At 50.6% G+C, this 15,041-nt stretch carries 12 protein-coding genes and 8 tRNA genes; 6 read left to right on the top strand and 14 right to left on the bottom strand.

The annotated features are described in order from the left end of the window. Positions 1-61: 61 nt before the first annotated feature. The 6 genes from GNT65_RS01980 to GNT65_RS01955 all read right to left on the bottom strand — a co-directional run bounded on the left by GNT65_RS01980 (position 62) and on the right by GNT65_RS01955 (position 2,604). On the bottom strand, positions 62-1,990 hold the full coding sequence (locus GNT65_RS01980; protein WP_160793428.1) for an EAL domain-containing protein: 1,929 nt from the start codon (positions 1,988-1,990) through the stop codon (positions 62-64). 113 nt (positions 1,991-2,103) lie between these two features. Further along, a tRNA-Asn gene (locus tag GNT65_RS01975) sits at positions 2,104-2,179 on the bottom strand. A gap of 26 nt (positions 2,180-2,205) precedes the next feature. Further along, positions 2,206-2,281 (bottom strand) — tRNA-Asn (locus tag GNT65_RS01970). 24 nt (positions 2,282-2,305) lie between these two features. After that, positions 2,306-2,381 (bottom strand) — tRNA-Asn (locus tag GNT65_RS01965). Positions 2,382-2,410: 29 nt separating this feature from the next. Beyond that, positions 2,411-2,486: transfer RNA gene (locus GNT65_RS01960), tRNA-Asn, on the bottom strand. A gap of 42 nt (positions 2,487-2,528) precedes the next feature. After that, positions 2,529-2,604: transfer RNA gene (locus GNT65_RS01955), tRNA-Asn, on the bottom strand. Positions 2,605-3,347: 743 nt separating this feature from the next. On the opposite strand from GNT65_RS01955, the gene uvrB reads away from it, so the two are divergent. Further along, positions 3,348-5,366 carry an excinuclease ABC subunit UvrB gene (uvrB, locus tag GNT65_RS01950; RefSeq protein ID WP_160793427.1) on the top strand — a complete coding sequence of 673 codons (2,019 nt, stop codon included), beginning with the start codon at positions 3,348-3,350 and terminating at the stop codon, positions 5,364-5,366. 133 nt (positions 5,367-5,499) lie between these two features. Here uvrB and rrtA read toward each other — a convergent pair whose 3' ends face one another. Both rrtA and queC read right to left on the bottom strand, forming a co-directional pair. After that, positions 5,500-6,084, bottom strand: coding sequence for a rhombosortase (rrtA, locus tag GNT65_RS01945; protein WP_160793426.1), 585 nt, complete (start codon positions 6,082-6,084; stop codon positions 5,500-5,502). Beyond that, positions 6,078-6,761 carry a 7-cyano-7-deazaguanine synthase QueC gene (gene queC / locus GNT65_RS01940; RefSeq protein ID WP_160793425.1) on the bottom strand — a complete coding sequence of 228 codons (684 nt, stop codon included), beginning with the start codon at positions 6,759-6,761 and terminating at the stop codon, positions 6,078-6,080. Before queC ends, rrtA begins: the two co-directional genes overlap by 7 nt. Before the next feature lie 184 nt (positions 6,762-6,945). Between queC and queE the strand changes: the two genes are divergently transcribed. Then, a complete protein-coding gene (queE, locus tag GNT65_RS01935; protein WP_160793640.1) occupies positions 6,946-7,614 on the top strand; it encodes a 7-carboxy-7-deazaguanine synthase QueE in 669 nt (222 codons plus the stop codon). Positions 7,615-7,725: 111 nt separating this feature from the next. Here queE and GNT65_RS01930 read toward each other — a convergent pair whose 3' ends face one another. From GNT65_RS01930 to GNT65_RS01915, 4 genes are all read right to left on the bottom strand, one after another. Beyond that, positions 7,726-8,787 (bottom strand): PLP-dependent cysteine synthase family protein, encoded by a 1,062-nt coding sequence (locus GNT65_RS01930; RefSeq protein ID WP_160793424.1) that lies wholly within the window; start codon positions 8,785-8,787, stop codon positions 7,726-7,728. Between the two features lie 340 nt (positions 8,788-9,127). Next, a tRNA-Tyr gene (locus GNT65_RS01925) sits at positions 9,128-9,212 on the bottom strand. 35 nt (positions 9,213-9,247) lie between these two features. Further along, positions 9,248-9,332, bottom strand: a tRNA-Tyr gene (locus tag GNT65_RS01920). A gap of 31 nt (positions 9,333-9,363) precedes the next feature. Further along, positions 9,364-9,448: transfer RNA gene (locus GNT65_RS01915), tRNA-Tyr, on the bottom strand. Positions 9,449-9,573: 125 nt separating this feature from the next. Here GNT65_RS01915 and GNT65_RS01910 point away from each other — a divergent pair. The 3 genes from GNT65_RS01910 (at position 9,574) to GNT65_RS01900 (ending at position 12,790) form a co-directional block, all read left to right on the top strand. Next, positions 9,574-10,062: a VC2046/SO_2500 family protein gene (locus GNT65_RS01910; protein ID WP_160793423.1), complete on the top strand. Its 489-nt coding sequence runs from the start codon at positions 9,574-9,576 to the stop codon at positions 10,060-10,062. Positions 10,063-10,135: 73 nt separating this feature from the next. Beyond that, positions 10,136-10,423 carry a DUF406 family protein gene (locus GNT65_RS01905; protein ID WP_160793422.1) on the top strand — a complete coding sequence of 96 codons (288 nt, stop codon included), beginning with the start codon at positions 10,136-10,138 and terminating at the stop codon, positions 10,421-10,423. 162 nt (positions 10,424-10,585) lie between these two features. Next, positions 10,586-12,790: a sensor domain-containing phosphodiesterase gene (locus GNT65_RS01900; protein ID WP_160793421.1), complete on the top strand. Its 2,205-nt coding sequence runs from the start codon at positions 10,586-10,588 to the stop codon at positions 12,788-12,790. Positions 12,791-12,875: 85 nt separating this feature from the next. On the opposite strand, the gene GNT65_RS01895 is transcribed toward GNT65_RS01900, so the two are convergent. Continuing rightward, positions 12,876-13,355, bottom strand: coding sequence for a YchJ family protein (locus GNT65_RS01895; RefSeq protein WP_160793420.1), 480 nt, complete (start codon positions 13,353-13,355; stop codon positions 12,876-12,878). After that, positions 13,348-13,911 carry a YybH family protein gene (locus GNT65_RS01890; RefSeq protein ID WP_160793419.1) on the bottom strand — a complete coding sequence of 188 codons (564 nt, stop codon included), beginning with the start codon at positions 13,909-13,911 and terminating at the stop codon, positions 13,348-13,350. The genes GNT65_RS01895 and GNT65_RS01890 overlap by 8 nt, the downstream gene beginning before the upstream one ends. A 375-nt stretch (positions 13,912-14,286) precedes the next feature. On the opposite strand from GNT65_RS01890, the gene smrA reads away from it, so the two are divergent. Then, entirely contained in the window at positions 14,287-14,877 is a 591-nt protein-coding gene (smrA, locus tag GNT65_RS01885) for a DNA endonuclease SmrA (RefSeq protein ID WP_160793418.1), read from the top strand. The last annotated feature ends 164 nt before the right edge of the window (positions 14,878-15,041 follow it).

Genomic DNA, 15,041 nt, shown 5'->3' with positions numbered 1-15,041 from the left:
ATTTACGGGCTATTATCGGCCTTTCGGCCAGGATAAACAACACAAAGAATGAAGGGATTATTTATCCCGCCGTCTGACTGCGCGCAGATTGTTCATCCTTTACGGTGAATGGTTTAGGCTTAGCGATGTAATATCCTTGAAGCCCATCGACCAAAAGTTGCTCCAGGGCAAACTTCTCTTCCTGACGCTCGATACTGGAAGCGATCACCCTTACCGACTGCTTACGAGCGACATCGACGATCATCTTCACAAAGAAACGGTTGTTGGCATCTGTGTCTATCCCTTGAGAATAGCTGCCATCGAGTTTAATAAAGTCCGGCCTGACTTCCTTGAAGAACCTGAATGAGGTAAAGCCCATGCCGAAGTGTTCTACCGCCACCCGCGCGCCGACGCTGTGCATGTCCCGCACAAACTTGTGGGCTTGGCGGATGTTGGCCTGCATGCCGGCCTCATTGACCTCTAAGATCAGGCGAGAGGCGATCTGCCGTTGGCGCGCGAAGATATCCTTTAGCCAGGCGGTAAAGGTGGGTTGGTTGACCGAGGCCGTGCTGATATTGATCCCTAAGGCACCCGTGAAGGTTGGGGTATCGAGCAGCAGGCGCAGGGTACTCAATATGATGATCTTGTCTAGCTCGACACTCAGACCGTGTCGCTCGGCCATGGCAATTACTGTACCCGTGGGTAGAAACTTGCCCTCACTGCTATAGAAGCGCGACAGCATCTCACGATAGACGTTGTCGGCGCCGCGGCAGGGTTGAATATCCTGGGCGTGAAACTTGATGGCTCGGCGCTTGATGACATCTTCGATAGCTAACTTCCAGTGGGAGTCGCCAACCAGTTCATCATCGCTGAGTTTCTCCTGTACATGAAAGCTGTTGGGCCCAAGTGTCTGGGCGATGCTGACGGCGGCGTCGGCTATGTAGACCAAGGATAAGGCATCGCCGCCTTGCTCATAGGGTACCATGCCGATATAGGCGACGGATTCGAGATCGCTGCCTTGCTGGTATTCATCGAATTGGGCTTTTAACTTTTCTAGCGGCTGTTGGGCATCTTTTAGTACCAGATCCGGTATAAAAACGGCGAAATCGGCACTACTTATCCGAAACGCCTCTATGTTGGGTATCCCCTGAAGGGCCTTGCGGATGCAGGTGGCGACGCTGGCAAGGTAATCGTCACCGGCCGCTCTTCCCTGAGTCTGATTGACATGCCCCAGCTCTGTCGCCTTAATCATCGCCATGAGGCCTATACGAGACTTGCCTGGCTTGGCGATGGCATCGAGCTTCTCGGTAAATTTCGGTCGGGTGCCAAACAGGGTCACTGGATCTTGGTAGGCCTCACGATTCAGTTTCTCGTTATGTTGCTGCATCTGATTGAACTTATCGTGCAGGCCATTGCGACAGTGTTCGATAGCCTTGCCTAAGGGTTTTAGTTCCCCTCGAAAACGCGACAGCGCGATGGCATCAAACTTAAGCTCTGCGAGGGAATCTAGCGCATCGACGGCATAGCCGATGGCTCGCTTCTGCCTTGCCATCAACAGGCTAAACAGCACAGTCAGAGTCAGATAACCGCCAAGAATCCAATAGAGGAGAAATAGAAAATGGTTTAAGGCATCGGTGGCCAGGGTGCTGCTGGTTAATTTGACCTGTAAACGCCCCTGGGCTAAGGGGCGAGTGTTTTCTCTGGCTTGATGGAAAAGCACTGTCGCGAGATCTGTATCTTGGGCGATCAATTGGCCTTGGGTGTAATTAAGGCTGCCATCTAGCTGATGAATATATTGAAAGAACTGAAACTCATACTTTTTACTTAGGGTGTTAAAGAGTGCTTTGCCCTCTTGGGGTAAGGGCTGCTGCCATAGGGGATCGGATTGATACTCTTTTAACTGTAAGTCGGCTAACGCGGCGGTTTCCTGTTTCTGGTCAAGATATGCCAGCGCCGTCAAGGCAAGACAAGCCGTTAACAGCAATAGATGAATTGATTTACCAACGCCCATAAAAAGTAACCTAAATTGATCGACTTCCCATTCTAGCTAAATTTGAAACGGATAGTCTAACGCTTTATGGCAGATGGATTTTTAGGGGGATAGAAGAGGGTGTAACGATAAGGTGGCTCCCCAGACTGGACTCGAACCAGTGACATACGGATTAACAGTCCGCCGTTCTACCAACTGAACTACAGGGGAATCGTAAGAGAAATAAAATAGTGAAGTGGCTCCCCAGACTGGACTTGAACCAGTGACATACGGATTAACAGTCCGCCGTTCTACCGACTGAACTACAGGGGAGTAGAAACTTCGCTATTGTATAAGTGGCTCCCCAGACTGGACTCGAACCAGTGACATACGGATTAACAGTCCGCCGTTCTACCAACTGAACTACAGGGGAATCGATACTTATATAATGTTAACTATAATTGGCTCCCCAGACTGGACTCGAACCAGTGACATACGGATTAACAGTCCGCCGTTCTACCAACTGAACTACAGGGGAACATCATTTATAGCTAACTCATCTTCTAGCGCTTCGACGCTTTGGCTCCCCAGACTGGACTTGAACCAGTGACATACGGATTAACAGTCCGCCGTTCTACCGACTGAACTACTGGGGAATCGTGTAAGCGACTCGTCGTTGAAGACGGAGCGCATATTAAATCGCTCTTACACATGAGTCAACTCGACTTAGCAAAAAAAGTGTAATTATGCTGTTAAGTGCTCATCTAATGTGCACAGTGATCGCTAAGTGTGCATTTTGCTGCTTTAACGGTCATATCTGGCTGAAAATTATCGGCAATTAGGGATTTATACCGATGAATGTGACAGTCATGGGTTGCGCGCAGCCGAGGAAGCATTTCAAATGTAGTAAAATTTCATCTCTTGTCGCGAAAGAGGGGATTCTCCTAAAAGGGGCTAAAGCCGCGATTATCCTGAGGTTGCGGGAGTTATCCACTAAATCTGTGGATAAGCCTGTGGGTTAGCCACAAAACCCCCGGTCAAACGCAGCTGGCTTGCGGGTTGAGCTTAAAATGACAAGAATTAGCGCATCATAATATTGCTACCGAATATCAGACACTTATAAAAATCAAGTCTCTTTTGCTAAGAATCGCATCGACGTTACAGATATGTAATCGGATTTAGCCCTTTACTTGTGTATTAAATTGGCTACAGACGTGAGTTTTAGCCTGTTTTTTGAGCATGAGAGCTATTTTGTCTTATGTATCAAACTTACATTACAGCCTGATGACATTTATGGGGTATTTAGGTGAAGTCTCAGGGGGGAGAAAAAGGCTTATCCCAATTGGCTAATAGCTGTGGGTACTTTAAGATAGGTGCACAGCTATAAAGGAGTGCACCATTGAGTGAATCAGCATTCGATCTCGTCTCGCAGTATAAGCCCGCCGGTGACCAGCCCGGGGCGATAAAGCAACTCGTCGATGGCCTGGATGCGGGCCTTGCGAGTCAGACCCTACTTGGGGTAACGGGATCCGGTAAGACCTTTACCATCGCCAACGTTATTAAAAAGATGCAGCGCCCTACCATCATCATGGCGCCTAATAAGACACTAGCGGCCCAGCTCTACGGCGAGATGAAGGAGTTTTTCCCTCATAACGCCGTGGAGTATTTCGTCTCTTATTATGATTACTATCAGCCCGAAGCTTATGTGCCTTCGACAAACACCTTTATCGAGAAGGATGCCTCGGTAAACGCTCATATCGAACAGATGCGCCTCTCGGCCACCAAGGCGTTGCTAGAGCGCCGTGATGTAGTGTTAATCGCCTCGGTTTCGGCCATCTATGGTCTGGGTGACCCAGAGTCCTACATGAAGATGTTGCTGCATCTTCGTCAAGGGGACTTCATGGGGCAGAGGGAGATACTGCAGCGTTTGAGCGAGCTACAATATACCCGTAACGATATTGAGCTCGAACGCGGTACCTTCAGGGTGCGCGGCGAGGTGATCGATATCTTCCCCGCCGAATCTGACAAGCAGGCGATCCGCGTCGAGCTGTTCGACGATGAGATCGACCGCCTCAGCCTGTTCGACCCCTTAACCGGCCACATTCTGCAGCGTATCGCGCGAACTACCGTCTATCCTAAGACCCACTATGTGACTCCCAGGGAGAAGATCCTAGCGGCCACAGAAGATATCAAAGAGGAACTGAGGGAGCGCAGACAGTATCTGCTGGACAATAATAAGCTGATCGAGGCCCAGCGCATCTCCGAGCGGGTGCAATATGATATCGAGATGATGACAGAGCTGGGTTATTGCTCCGGCATCGAGAACTACTCCCGCTACCTCTCAGGTAGACGCCCGGGAGAGGGGCCGCCGACCCTGCTGGATTATCTGCCCGCAGATGGCCTACTGATCCTCGATGAGTCCCATGTGACAGTGCCTCAAATTGGGGCCATGTATAAGGGAGACCGGTCACGCAAGATGAATCTGGTGGAGTACGGCTTCCGTCTGCCCTCGGCGCTGGACAACCGTCCGCTCAAGTTCGAAGAGTTCGAGTCCTTGATGCCACAGACCATCTTCGTGTCGGCGACACCGGCCCAGTATGAGTTGGACAAGAGTGATGGCGAGATTGCCGAGCAGGTGGTGCGTCCAACCGGGCTGCTTGATCCAGAGATCGAGGTGCGCCCTGTGGCGATTCAGGTGGATGATCTTCTGTCTGAGGCTAATAAACGTGTGGCCGTGAATGAGAGAGTGTTGGTGACGACTTTGACCAAACGTATGGCGGAGGATCTCACCGAATACCTGGACGAACATGGGGTGAAGGTGCGATATCTACACTCGGATATCGAAACGGTCGAGCGGGTGGAGATCATTCGCGACTTGCGCCTCGGGGTATTTGACGTGCTGATCGGCATCAACCTGCTCAGAGAGGGGTTAGATATGCCTGAGGTGTCGCTGGTGTGTATCTTGGATGCCGATAAGGAAGGTTTCCTGCGCTCCGAACGCTCGCTTATTCAGACCATAGGCCGAGCGGCCCGTAACGTGAATGGCAAGGTGATCCTCTACGCCGATACTGTGACTAAGTCGATGGCCAAGGCGATAGGTGAAACTGAGAGGCGCAGAGAGAAACAGCATGAGTTTAACCTGGCTAACGGCATCACTCCAAAGGGGGTGTCGAAGAAGATTGCCGATGTGATGGATCTGGGTGAGCAGAACGAGCACACGGCCAAGGTGTTGCCGAAATATCAGAAGGTAGCCGAGTCCAGAACGACTTATGCCAAGCAAGATGCAACCAGCCTCAGCCATCAGATCGACGAATTAGAGAAGCGCATGCATCAACACGCCAGGGACCTGGAGTTCGAACAGGCTGCCGCACTGCGTGATGAGGTGCTGGCACTACGAGAGGCGCTGATCAAGGCTTAGGGTCTAATCGTGCTTAAGCGACTTAAAAAGAAAGGGCTCACCTAGGTGAGCCCTTTTTTTACGCATTCCGTGGCAATCATTCAAACAATGCCGTTAACCAGGTCATAAGCGCTTGGTCATCAGAGCTGGTTTATTAGCGAGCCAGGCGCCTGATGAGGCGGTAGAGCAGAAAGACCAACACGCCGCTGATCACGCCTACCAGATGTGCCTCGGTGGCAACCCTGGCATCGATCAACTTAGTGATCTGATCCGTGGCGCCGTAATACTGCTCATAGCCCACCTTAAAACAGACACCGCCAAATAGCAGGTAGCCGGAGCGGACCTTGATCTGGATATCCTTTAGGGCCCCGTAGGCAAACAGGCCATGCAGCATGCCGCTGAGGCCGACATATCCGCCTAAGGTGGGGAAGAACCAGTAGAGTCCCAGCCCTTGAAGCAGGCAGAGGATGACAAACAGCAGGCTGAAATTTCCGGCTCGGTAATGGTTCTCGTGCAGAAAACTGATCACCCAGAGTCCGGCCAGGTTCATTAGCAGGTGCCAATGGTTGGTGTGAAGCAGATTACCACTGACAAGGCGCCACCATTCCCCATGAGCAATGGCGCTGCGCCGAAAGGCAAGGGTACCATCCAGATGGAGAATAAAGAGTAGACTGCAGAGTATGCTGATCCCCAGCACCACGCCATAGGGGGTGGCGCGTGACGTTAGCCGACCTAACATTTTGCGTCCAGCTCGGCCATGACGCCTGCTTTATCATCCAGATAGTCATTCAGACCCTTGGCTCTCAGCAGGCAGGCGGGGCAGGTGCCGCAGCCACTGCCGACGATACCGTTGTAGCAGGTAAGGGTCTGGTCTCTGACCAACTCCAGGCTATAGTACTTGTCTGCCAGTGCCCAGGTCTGTGCCTTGTTGAGCCACATCAAGGGGGTAACAAGCTTAAGTTCTCGATCCATTCCCTGTTCCAGCGCCGACTGCATCGCCTTGATGAAGGAGTCACGACAATCGGGATAGCCAGAGAAGTCAGTCTCGCACACCCCTGTGATCACACTCTCGGCGCCCAACTGATAGGCGTAGATCCCGGCCAGTGTGAGAAACAGTATGTTGCGCCCTGGCACGAAGGTGTTAGGCAGGCCGTTGTCCATCAATTCGTTCGACACAGGAATGGCATCCCGGGTGAGGGCAGAGATGGCCAGTTCGTTTAGCACGGTTACATCCAATATTTTGTGGCTGGCAACCTTGAGCTGTTTGGCGAGCTTCTCTGCGGTGGCAATCTCCTCACTGTGGCGCTGGCCGTAGTCGAAGGTGACGGCATGTACTTCATCATATTGATTCAGGGCTTGAATTAAACAGGTAGTGGAGTCCTGCCCTCCACTAAATACCACAACAGCTTTAGACATTTTGTCTGTCCGAATAGAAAATTTGTCGATAGTTTAACTGACCCGCATGGCCTTGCAAATTTTCTTGTCACTATCGGTTTGTCCGGGCGATAAATTGGCGAAACCTCGGTGAATTAATGGAGTTATACTTGCTTGTAGGGGCAAAATCTTCTATAAAAGCCGCCCCAAGATGATGAGGTTAAAGATGAAGTATCCGGTTAATGAAGTATTTGAAACCATCCAAGGCGAAGGGGTCTACACTGGGGTCCCGGCGATCTTCGTGCGCCTGCAGGGGTGTCCAGTCGGGTGCTCCTGGTGTGATACTAAGCATACTTGGGAAACATTAGCCGAGAACCGCGTCTCCCCCGAGCAAGTGATCCAGGTGGACGGCACCATAGGCCGCTGGGCCGAGCTGGACGCTCGCGAACTCTTGATGCACTTCAAGGTGCAGGGCTTTAGTGCCAAACATGTGGTGATCACTGGTGGCGAACCCTGCATCTATGATCTCATCGCCTTGACTCAAGCCTTTTCCGATGCGGGATTGCAGTGTCAGATAGAGACCAGTGGTACCTTCGATGTGTTAGTCGACCCCCGTGCCTGGGTAACTGTATCGCCCAAGATCAACATGAAGGGCGGTTATAAGGTGTTAGAACAGGCACTGGAACGGGCAGACGAGATCAAACATCCGGTTGCCAAGGTCTCTCATATCGAGGAACTTGATGAGCTATTGAAAGGCATAGATACGCTGGGCAAGACCATCTGCCTGCAACCCATTAGCCAGAAGCCTCGCGCCACCGAGCTGGCGATGAAAGTCTGTATCGAGCGTAACTGGCGTCTCTCTATTCAGACTCACAAATATCTTAATATCGACTGAGTCCTAGAGAGTTTTCGTTACGATAATAAAAAGACGGCGCCATAGCGCCGTTTTTTGTTTAGCTCACGTCGAGCCTATTCATCCCTAAGCTTGGATTAGCAGTGCTATGCGTTATTCCAAGTGTCCCGTCTGATTGAAGGCCGCTAGCTTGGCCTGATACAGGCTGATATCACCTATATGTTCATCTACCCACTGGCTGTCGTAGTAGGTATCCAGATAACGCTCGCCCGAGTCGCAAAGCAGGGTAACGATGGAGCCGGTTTGACCATTTGATTGCATCTCGCTGGCCAGTTGCAGGGCGCCGTAGAGATTAGTGCCCGTAGAGGGACCTGCCTTGCGGCCTATTAGGGTCTCTAACCAATAGATGGTGGCGATGGATGCGCTGTCGTCTATCTTAACCATGTGATCGACAACGCCGGGGATAAAGGAGGGTTCTGCTCTGGGACGTCCTATGCCCTCGATGCGACTGGCGCCGGCGCAGCTGATGCTGGCATCGCCGCTATGATAATAGTCATAGAACACCGAATTCTCCGGGTCGACCACACAGAGTTTGGTCTTGGCGCACTGGTAATGAATGTAGCGGCCTATGGTGGCCGATGTGCCGCCTGTGCCTGGGCTCATCACGATCCAGCTGGGAACGGGATGTGGCTCTCGCTGCATCTGCTCGAAGATGGAGTTGGCGATATTATTGTTACCGCGCCAGTCGGTGGCTCGCTCTGCGTAGGTAAACTGATCCATGTAGTGGCCCGATAGCTCGTCGGCCAGTCGTTGCGATTCGGCGTAGATCTGGCTCGAATGTTCGACGAAGTGGCAGCGTCCACCATAGAACTCTATCTGTTGGATCTTCTTCTTAGCGGTAGAGGCTGGCATAACAGCAATAAAGGGTAGACCAAGCAGTCGCGCAAAATAGGCCTCGGACACGGCGGTACTGCCGGATGAGGATTCGATAATGGGCGTATCTTGGGTGATCCATCCATTACACAAGGCGTAGAGGAACAAGGATCTCGCCAGGCGATGCTTGAGACTACCTGTGGGGTGAGTGCTTTCATCTTTGAGATAGATATCTATGCCGGGCAGCATGGGCAGTTCCAGCTTGATCAGATGGGTGTCTGCACTGCGTTGATAGTCTGCCTCGATCTTAGCGATGGCCTGGTTGACCCAAGATTGATCCATTGTGGCTCCTGAGATTATTGCGCAAATAGTCGATATAGCTTAACGAAATAAATTATAACGAAAAGGAAAATCGAAAAGAAATGCGACCAGAAGCGGAGGGCTCATGCTTTGATGAATGAATCAAGGTTAAAAGTGCTGAGTTGCTGGGTAGCGCAATACCGTTTAAATCTGTGCGGTGAGTATACGGATCACAATTTTTTGCGCTTCAACACCAGAGGAAAACAAAGGGTACAACAACAGATAAGACAAGCAATGAAACTAATGCATCTGAAACTAAGGTATTTGAAACTAAGGTATTTGAAACTAGGATAAGCAGGGCGATGAGATAAAGCGGGAAAAATGGTGGAGGGAGAAGGATTCGAACCTTCGAAGGCTGAGCCGTCAGATTTACAGTCTGATCCCTTTGGCCACTCGGGAACCCCTCCATATTTTTCATAACAACACAATAACAAGATAAAGATGGTGGAGGGAGAAGGATTCGAACCTTCGAAGGCTGAGCCGTCAGATTTACAGTCTGATCCCTTTGGCCACTCGGGAACCCCTCCACGAGTATCTCTTTATTACATTGTAGGCAAATGGTGGAGGGAGAAGGATTCGAACCTTCGAAGGCTGAGCCGTCAGATTTACAGTCTGATCCCTTTGGCCACTCGGGAACCCCTCCTCAATTGCGGCGGCCATAGTAGTCAGAATCGCCCCAGCTGTAAAGCCCCAATTTAAAATAATTACTAAAGTTATGGTGCGAGCGGTCGATTAAATAGCAACGAGCTGTTTTATTGATGTTTTTTTATGCGAACTAGTCAGTTGATCATCAACGAAAATCAATTGGGGACCCGACTCAACCAGGCGATAGTGGATCATCGCCGGGGAGAATTTGGTCTGCTGCTGGCCATGTTGTCAAACGATGCCCGCGATATGGCGCAGTTTCATCTCGACGATCAAGCAGGGGATATCGAGGCGAAACTTAAGCGTCAATTTGAATTGCCCGAGGCTCAGGCCCTGACCAGCGCACTCCATCTGGGTGAAGATAAAGATAATAGTGAGCAGTTTCATCAATCTGGCCTCTGTGGTTTTCATCTGCAGCAATATTTAAATCCCGAGCCACTGGTACACAGAGGAAGAGATCCGTTGGCGATGCAAGAGGTGTTGGCTAACTGTGATCCCGTTAGTGCTGCGCGTTTTCACAATGAACTCGACACAGATGCACAGGTGATAGAATTGCCACATTTTACCGAGCAGATTGTCAGGCAACGTGCGTTAGGAGACATTTTGGCTTAGTTTTAAGTGCAGGGTCTGGGCTTTTGCTATATATAGCTAGTAAGGATTTTCTGTTAAAAGGTTAAGTGTCAAAATGAAAAAGATTCAAGAGGGTCAATCAGAGTTAGTCAACGATACCTGCACCGATTGTGGAAGCTATGCCGATATCGGCGCGGTGATCGATGAGTTTGATACCGTACTGACTCTGGCACGTGAAGGTGACAATGCCCAGAGTGAGTTGCAAGCCATGGCGGAAGCCGCTAAGCAGCGCTTTGAGGGCGTGAAGAGTGAGCTAAAGGCCATTGAAGGTGGACAGGAGCTGAGATTGACTTTCGGTTACAGCGCCGAGAAGATGATATTTCAGCTGGAACATGGCCTCTGATAGGGCATAAAGATATTTGCTTGCTTATTAGCTAGTTATTCGTGTAATGTGCACAATTTGAACATTAAATAATAACAATAACATCTATGTTGTTACCGCCCTTGGCGGTTTTTACCTCGGTAACCTTTTTATTGGCAGAAGGGTTATCGGTAGTAGGATTTTATGACCAAGCGACAATTTCAGCATCTGCTTGAAACCATAGTCAATTCGACGCAAAAACAGGAAGGCCAGTTCAAAGAGACGGCCGAGCTTGCCTGCGATTTGCTCAGTCAGTCCCTCGAGGTCGACAACATAGGTGTTTGCCTGTTTTCCGGTTGTGAGACCAGTGAGCTCATCGCTCAAACTGGTTCACAAAGCCACTCTTCATTAAACAAGGCGCCGTTAAGCCATGATTTGTTAAATCAAGCTTCGCGCCCCCCCCAGCGTCTTTGTCCCAACTATGTGGAACAACTCAAACGCGGTCGTATCATAGATGTGCTCGACGTAAAGCAGGATTACCGCGTCGCCGAGATAAGTGGGCATCTGAGTGCAAATGCCGTGGTCTCTAACCTCGATGTGGCGATTCGTATCAACGGACACCTGGAAGGAGTGCTCTATCTCGAGTCTCACCAGCCCCGTGAATGGTCCGAGAGTGAGATCCATATCGTCTCCCAGGTGGCCGATCAACTGGCGCTGACGCTAGCGACACAGCGTGCCTACGACACAGACGAGCGTCTTAGCCTGTTTTTAAAGGCCATCGAGCAGTCTGAACAGATCAGCATGGTGGTCAACCTAGTGACAGACAGGGTTGAATATGTGAATGGCGCACATCATGCTATTTCAGGTGTGCCTAAGCAGCAGATCTTGGGGAAACCTTTAGCCTGCCTGGATTTTTTCAAGCAGTCGCCGGCCCAGGCCGAAGCCGTACTCGCTCAGGTGAAGCAAGGCAAGATCGCCAAGGGCAATACCCAGCTGACTCGTGAAGGTGGTGAAAGCTATTGGCTACGCTATAGGGTGCGCCCCTTTACCACCCCCAGAGGCAACCATTACGCCCTGGTGACCGCCGAAGATTGTTCGGAAGAGCTGCAACAGCAAAATGAACTCGAGCGCCTCGCCTGGCGCTGCTCCTTGACCGGCCTCTATAATCGCAGCTATTTTAACCGCGCATTGGAGAAATTACGTAACGGTCATCTGATGCTGATCGATCTCAGGGGCTTTAAGCGCTTCAACGATACCTATGGCCATGAGAAGGGAGATAGCCTGCTGATCGAGGTGGCCCGTCGTATCAAACATTTTGCCAGCGTCAAGAAGGCAGAGCTGGTAGCCCGCGTGGGTAGTGACGAATTTGCCCTGGTGCTCGAGGGGATCGAAGATGAGCAGAGTCTGGATTATGCCATCAAGCGCCTCTATCATCAGCTGAGCCTTCCGGTGCAGGTGGGCGCCGAGTCTTTCGAGGCGAAGCCGGCCTTATCTGTCGTCGAGATAGATGCCTTGGAGGCTGAGTTTTCTGCGCTAACCTGCGCCGATATCGCGGTGCAATATGCTAAGAAAAAACAGGGAAGTGCGATACAAATCTTCAATCATGCGCTGTTAAATACCTTTAAAGAGGATGCGCTGATTGAGCGGGATCTACAAGCGGCGCTGAAGAACCGTGAGTTCGAACTCTATTATCAGCCGCTGAAAGATCTTGGCCGCCAGGCCTATATAGGCGCCGAGGCGCTCATTCGCTGGCATCACCCGAAAAAAGGGGTATTGTATCCCGGCGCCTTTATCGATATCGCCGAGCAGACAGGTATGATAGCGTCCATCGGCGAGTGGGTGTTGGAAGCCGCCTGTCGTCAGCTCAACCTTTGGCAGCATCACAACATCAATATCTCAATGCATGTGAATGTGTCGGCGCGGCAGTTTTTCAGCACTCAGCTCTATGACCAGGTGTGGCAGTTGGTGACCCGCTATCGCATACGTCCTAACACCCTGATCCTCGAGATCACAGAAACTGAGTTGATGGAAGACGTGGTCTACGCGACTCATCTCTGTAAGGAGTTGGCCGAGTTGGGGGTAGGTCTGGCTATCGACGATTTTGGCACCGGGTACAGCTCTATGCGCTATCTGAAGCAGTTCCCTATCTCTAAGCTGAAGATAGATAGATCCTTCATCTCAGATCTCAATGTCAGCCGTGAGAGCCGTGAGATCGTCAGTGCCATCATCGCCATGGCTAAAGCATTGAACCTATCGCTGACGGCTGAAGGGGTAGAAACTGCAGAGCAGGAGTCTTTCCTTTCTGCGTTAAGCTGTCATCAGGCCCAGGGTTTCCTTTATAGTCCGGCGCTGCGTGAAGCAGAATTCAGCCAGTTCCTACGGGCTAATGCCGAGACGCCGCTACACTAGCCCCATATTCAGAAAATGATCGATTCAAGGAATGGGAAATTTAAGCTCTAGGCGTCGGTGCTTTAGTTTCAGCGCCGCTCCAAGCCTATTTAAGGCAGCACTGCTTAAATTTCTTACTGCTTTGACAGACACAGGGATCGTTGCGTTTGGGGTATTTAGGCGTCAACTGTTTTCCTTGGGTATAGTACCAGCGGCCATCCTGTTTCACGAAGTCTGAGATCTCGTGGATGGCGTCCAGTTCGTCCATGTCTTGAAACCAGGCGTGAAATTCCACCACTCCCGCATTTTGTGTGCTGCTGGTCTTATCGACACTCAGCCCTAGCCACTTGGTATGATTCTCCTGATCGAGAAGCTGTACACTCAGTCCGTTCAGAAACTCTGGGTGATGAGTATCGATCAGATATTGGTGGCATTTGAGCACGAATGCCGAATAACGGCTGCGCATCAGAGATTCTGGATCGGGCGCCACTTCTCCAAGATGGTAGGGTTGGCAACACTGAGCGTAGTTTAGTCGTCGTTCGTTTGTCGACTTGCCACAAGGACAGGGCAGAGAGGGGTCAATCATGGTCGTTGTGCTGGCTTAACGTCGTAAATTGGTGGCCGTAATAAAGGTTAGGGAGCGGCTTGGCATTATAGTAAAACGAAGGATCGGAGCGGTTGTTGGTATCTACCGTTAAGTACCATTTGCCATCATCTTTTTTCTTGGAGACGGTGACGAACTTGCCGGCAAATTCGCTCACAGGTTCTTCGGTCTCCTTAGGCGGGTAGAAACGGATCAGATAATAACCCACGTCGGTGGCGCGTTGTTCGTCAAGCTGACGTTCGACGACGCGAAAATCCACTTCGATATGTGCATTCTTATGTTTTATCTTGCCAAAGAATCGTTTGTAGAGCGCGACAATATTGTCTCGCCCCATGGTGATCTCTTTGTTTTGTTGCTCCGGTATATAACAGGCATTTTCGGCATAGATATCTTGTATAAGGGCAGCATCGAGTTGTTCAAACGCGACGCTGAACTGCTTATAGAACTGATTTAACGCGTCATTATCATTTTTCTGGGCAAATGCTTGAAAATTGAGTGCACAGAGGAGCATGACAAGGACATATTTGAAGAGTTTCATTTAGCTATACGCTGCTGCTAATACTAGGGTCAATATAATCTAAGGCCTATTGATGCGAAAGATTTAGTTATTAACAAATTGTGTCTATGGCCTCATACGATGCTTTTTTCTGCAAATAGGCCCTTAATGGCGCTTTATCTTAGATGAAAGAGAGTCGCTAACCATGGTTAACTAGATGATCGGAACGGCGCCCCATCAGTTAGTCGATACAGAGTGATTGATGAATTTTGAGCCGCCTATCACTGCACTACGCATCCCGAGCTTGAGTTTTATCTTCCCTGAACGGATACTTTTATCTGACTGGTAGACTAGGATTTACGCATCGATAGTCAGAGTTTCTCGCGCAAATAACGGGCAGAAGTGAAGGAGGTAGCCATGTGTGAAGATGATAGCGCTTTATTTCTCGCTTCTATGCAAGGCGTTAAGCCGTTAAAGGACGAAAATGCTGTGGTTCCAGGTAAGGGCGGCACAAGCTCAGACGGGCAAAGACGCCACCATGAGGCGCAGCGGCGCCTGGCGCTGGAAAAATTGTCGCTGGAACTGGGCGACATCACGCCCGTCGATCCCCAAGCCGTGGTGAGTGTTAAACATCAGGGGGTACAGGGGCAGGTGTTTAGGCTGTTTCGTCAGGGGAAGTATGAGGTGCAGGCGGATCTGGATTTGACGGGCTTGGGTCTATCTCGTGCCAGAGAACTGCTCTATGATTTTATCACCAATGCTCAGGCGGCGGGCCTTAGAAACCTTATCGTCATCCATGGCACAGGATTGAATAGTCAGCCGATCCCAGCCAAGCTCAAGTCCTATGTTACTGGCTGGTTGGCGCAGATCGATGGCGTACAGGCGTACCATAGCGCGCCTCCAGCTTGGGGGGGCGCAGGCGCTATGATGGTCATGCTGGCAAAATCGGCCCAAGAGAAGTTAGATACTGCTGAAAAGCACCACAAGGGGACCCATAGATGGGCCTAACGGAGTTGAGGGGCTTAACGGAGAAAGTCGCTTAATTAGTGCGAGCGCCGCTAGTCGACTTAATAGGGATTAGTTAATAAAAAATCACCTCCTAGGAGGTGATTTTCTGTTTCTACTAGCTCAAAACAGGCCCATGTGCAGGGCTATGAGGCCTGTTCGATGAG

Source organism: Shewanella insulae (assembly GCF_009831655.1).
Lineage (GTDB): Bacteria > Pseudomonadota > Gammaproteobacteria > Enterobacterales > Shewanellaceae > Shewanella > Shewanella insulae.
This window is presented reverse-complemented; position numbering and strand designations above follow the sequence as displayed.

What these genes read in the sequence shown, in the direction of transcription:
- GNT65_RS01890 (WP_160793419.1), bottom strand. Translation starts at nt 13,911, where the DNA reads ATGAAACTCTTCAAATATGTCCTTGTCATGCTCCTCTGTGCACTCAAT.
- GNT65_RS01900 (WP_160793421.1), top strand. Translation starts at nt 10,586, where the DNA reads ATGACCAAGCGACAATTTCAGCATCTGCTTGAAACCATAGTCAATTCG.
- GNT65_RS01980 (WP_160793428.1), bottom strand. Translation starts at nt 1,990, where the DNA reads ATGGGCGTTGGTAAATCAATTCATCTATTGCTGTTAACGGCTTGTCTT.
- GNT65_RS01930 (WP_160793424.1), bottom strand. Translation starts at nt 8,787, where the DNA reads ATGGATCAATCTTGGGTCAACCAGGCCATCGCTAAGATCGAGGCAGAC.
- GNT65_RS01910 (WP_160793423.1), top strand. Translation starts at nt 9,574, where the DNA reads ATGCGAACTAGTCAGTTGATCATCAACGAAAATCAATTGGGGACCCGA.
- rrtA (WP_160793426.1), bottom strand. Translation starts at nt 6,084, where the DNA reads ATGTTAGGTCGGCTAACGTCACGCGCCACCCCCTATGGCGTGGTGCTG.
- queE (WP_160793640.1), top strand. Translation starts at nt 6,946, where the DNA reads ATGAAGTATCCGGTTAATGAAGTATTTGAAACCATCCAAGGCGAAGGG.
- GNT65_RS01905 (WP_160793422.1), top strand. Translation starts at nt 10,136, where the DNA reads ATGAAAAAGATTCAAGAGGGTCAATCAGAGTTAGTCAACGATACCTGC.
- GNT65_RS01895 (WP_160793420.1), bottom strand. Translation starts at nt 13,355, where the DNA reads ATGATTGACCCCTCTCTGCCCTGTCCTTGTGGCAAGTCGACAAACGAA.
- queC (WP_160793425.1), bottom strand. Translation starts at nt 6,761, where the DNA reads ATGTCTAAAGCTGTTGTGGTATTTAGTGGAGGGCAGGACTCCACTACC.
- smrA (WP_160793418.1), top strand. Translation starts at nt 14,287, where the DNA reads ATGTGTGAAGATGATAGCGCTTTATTTCTCGCTTCTATGCAAGGCGTT.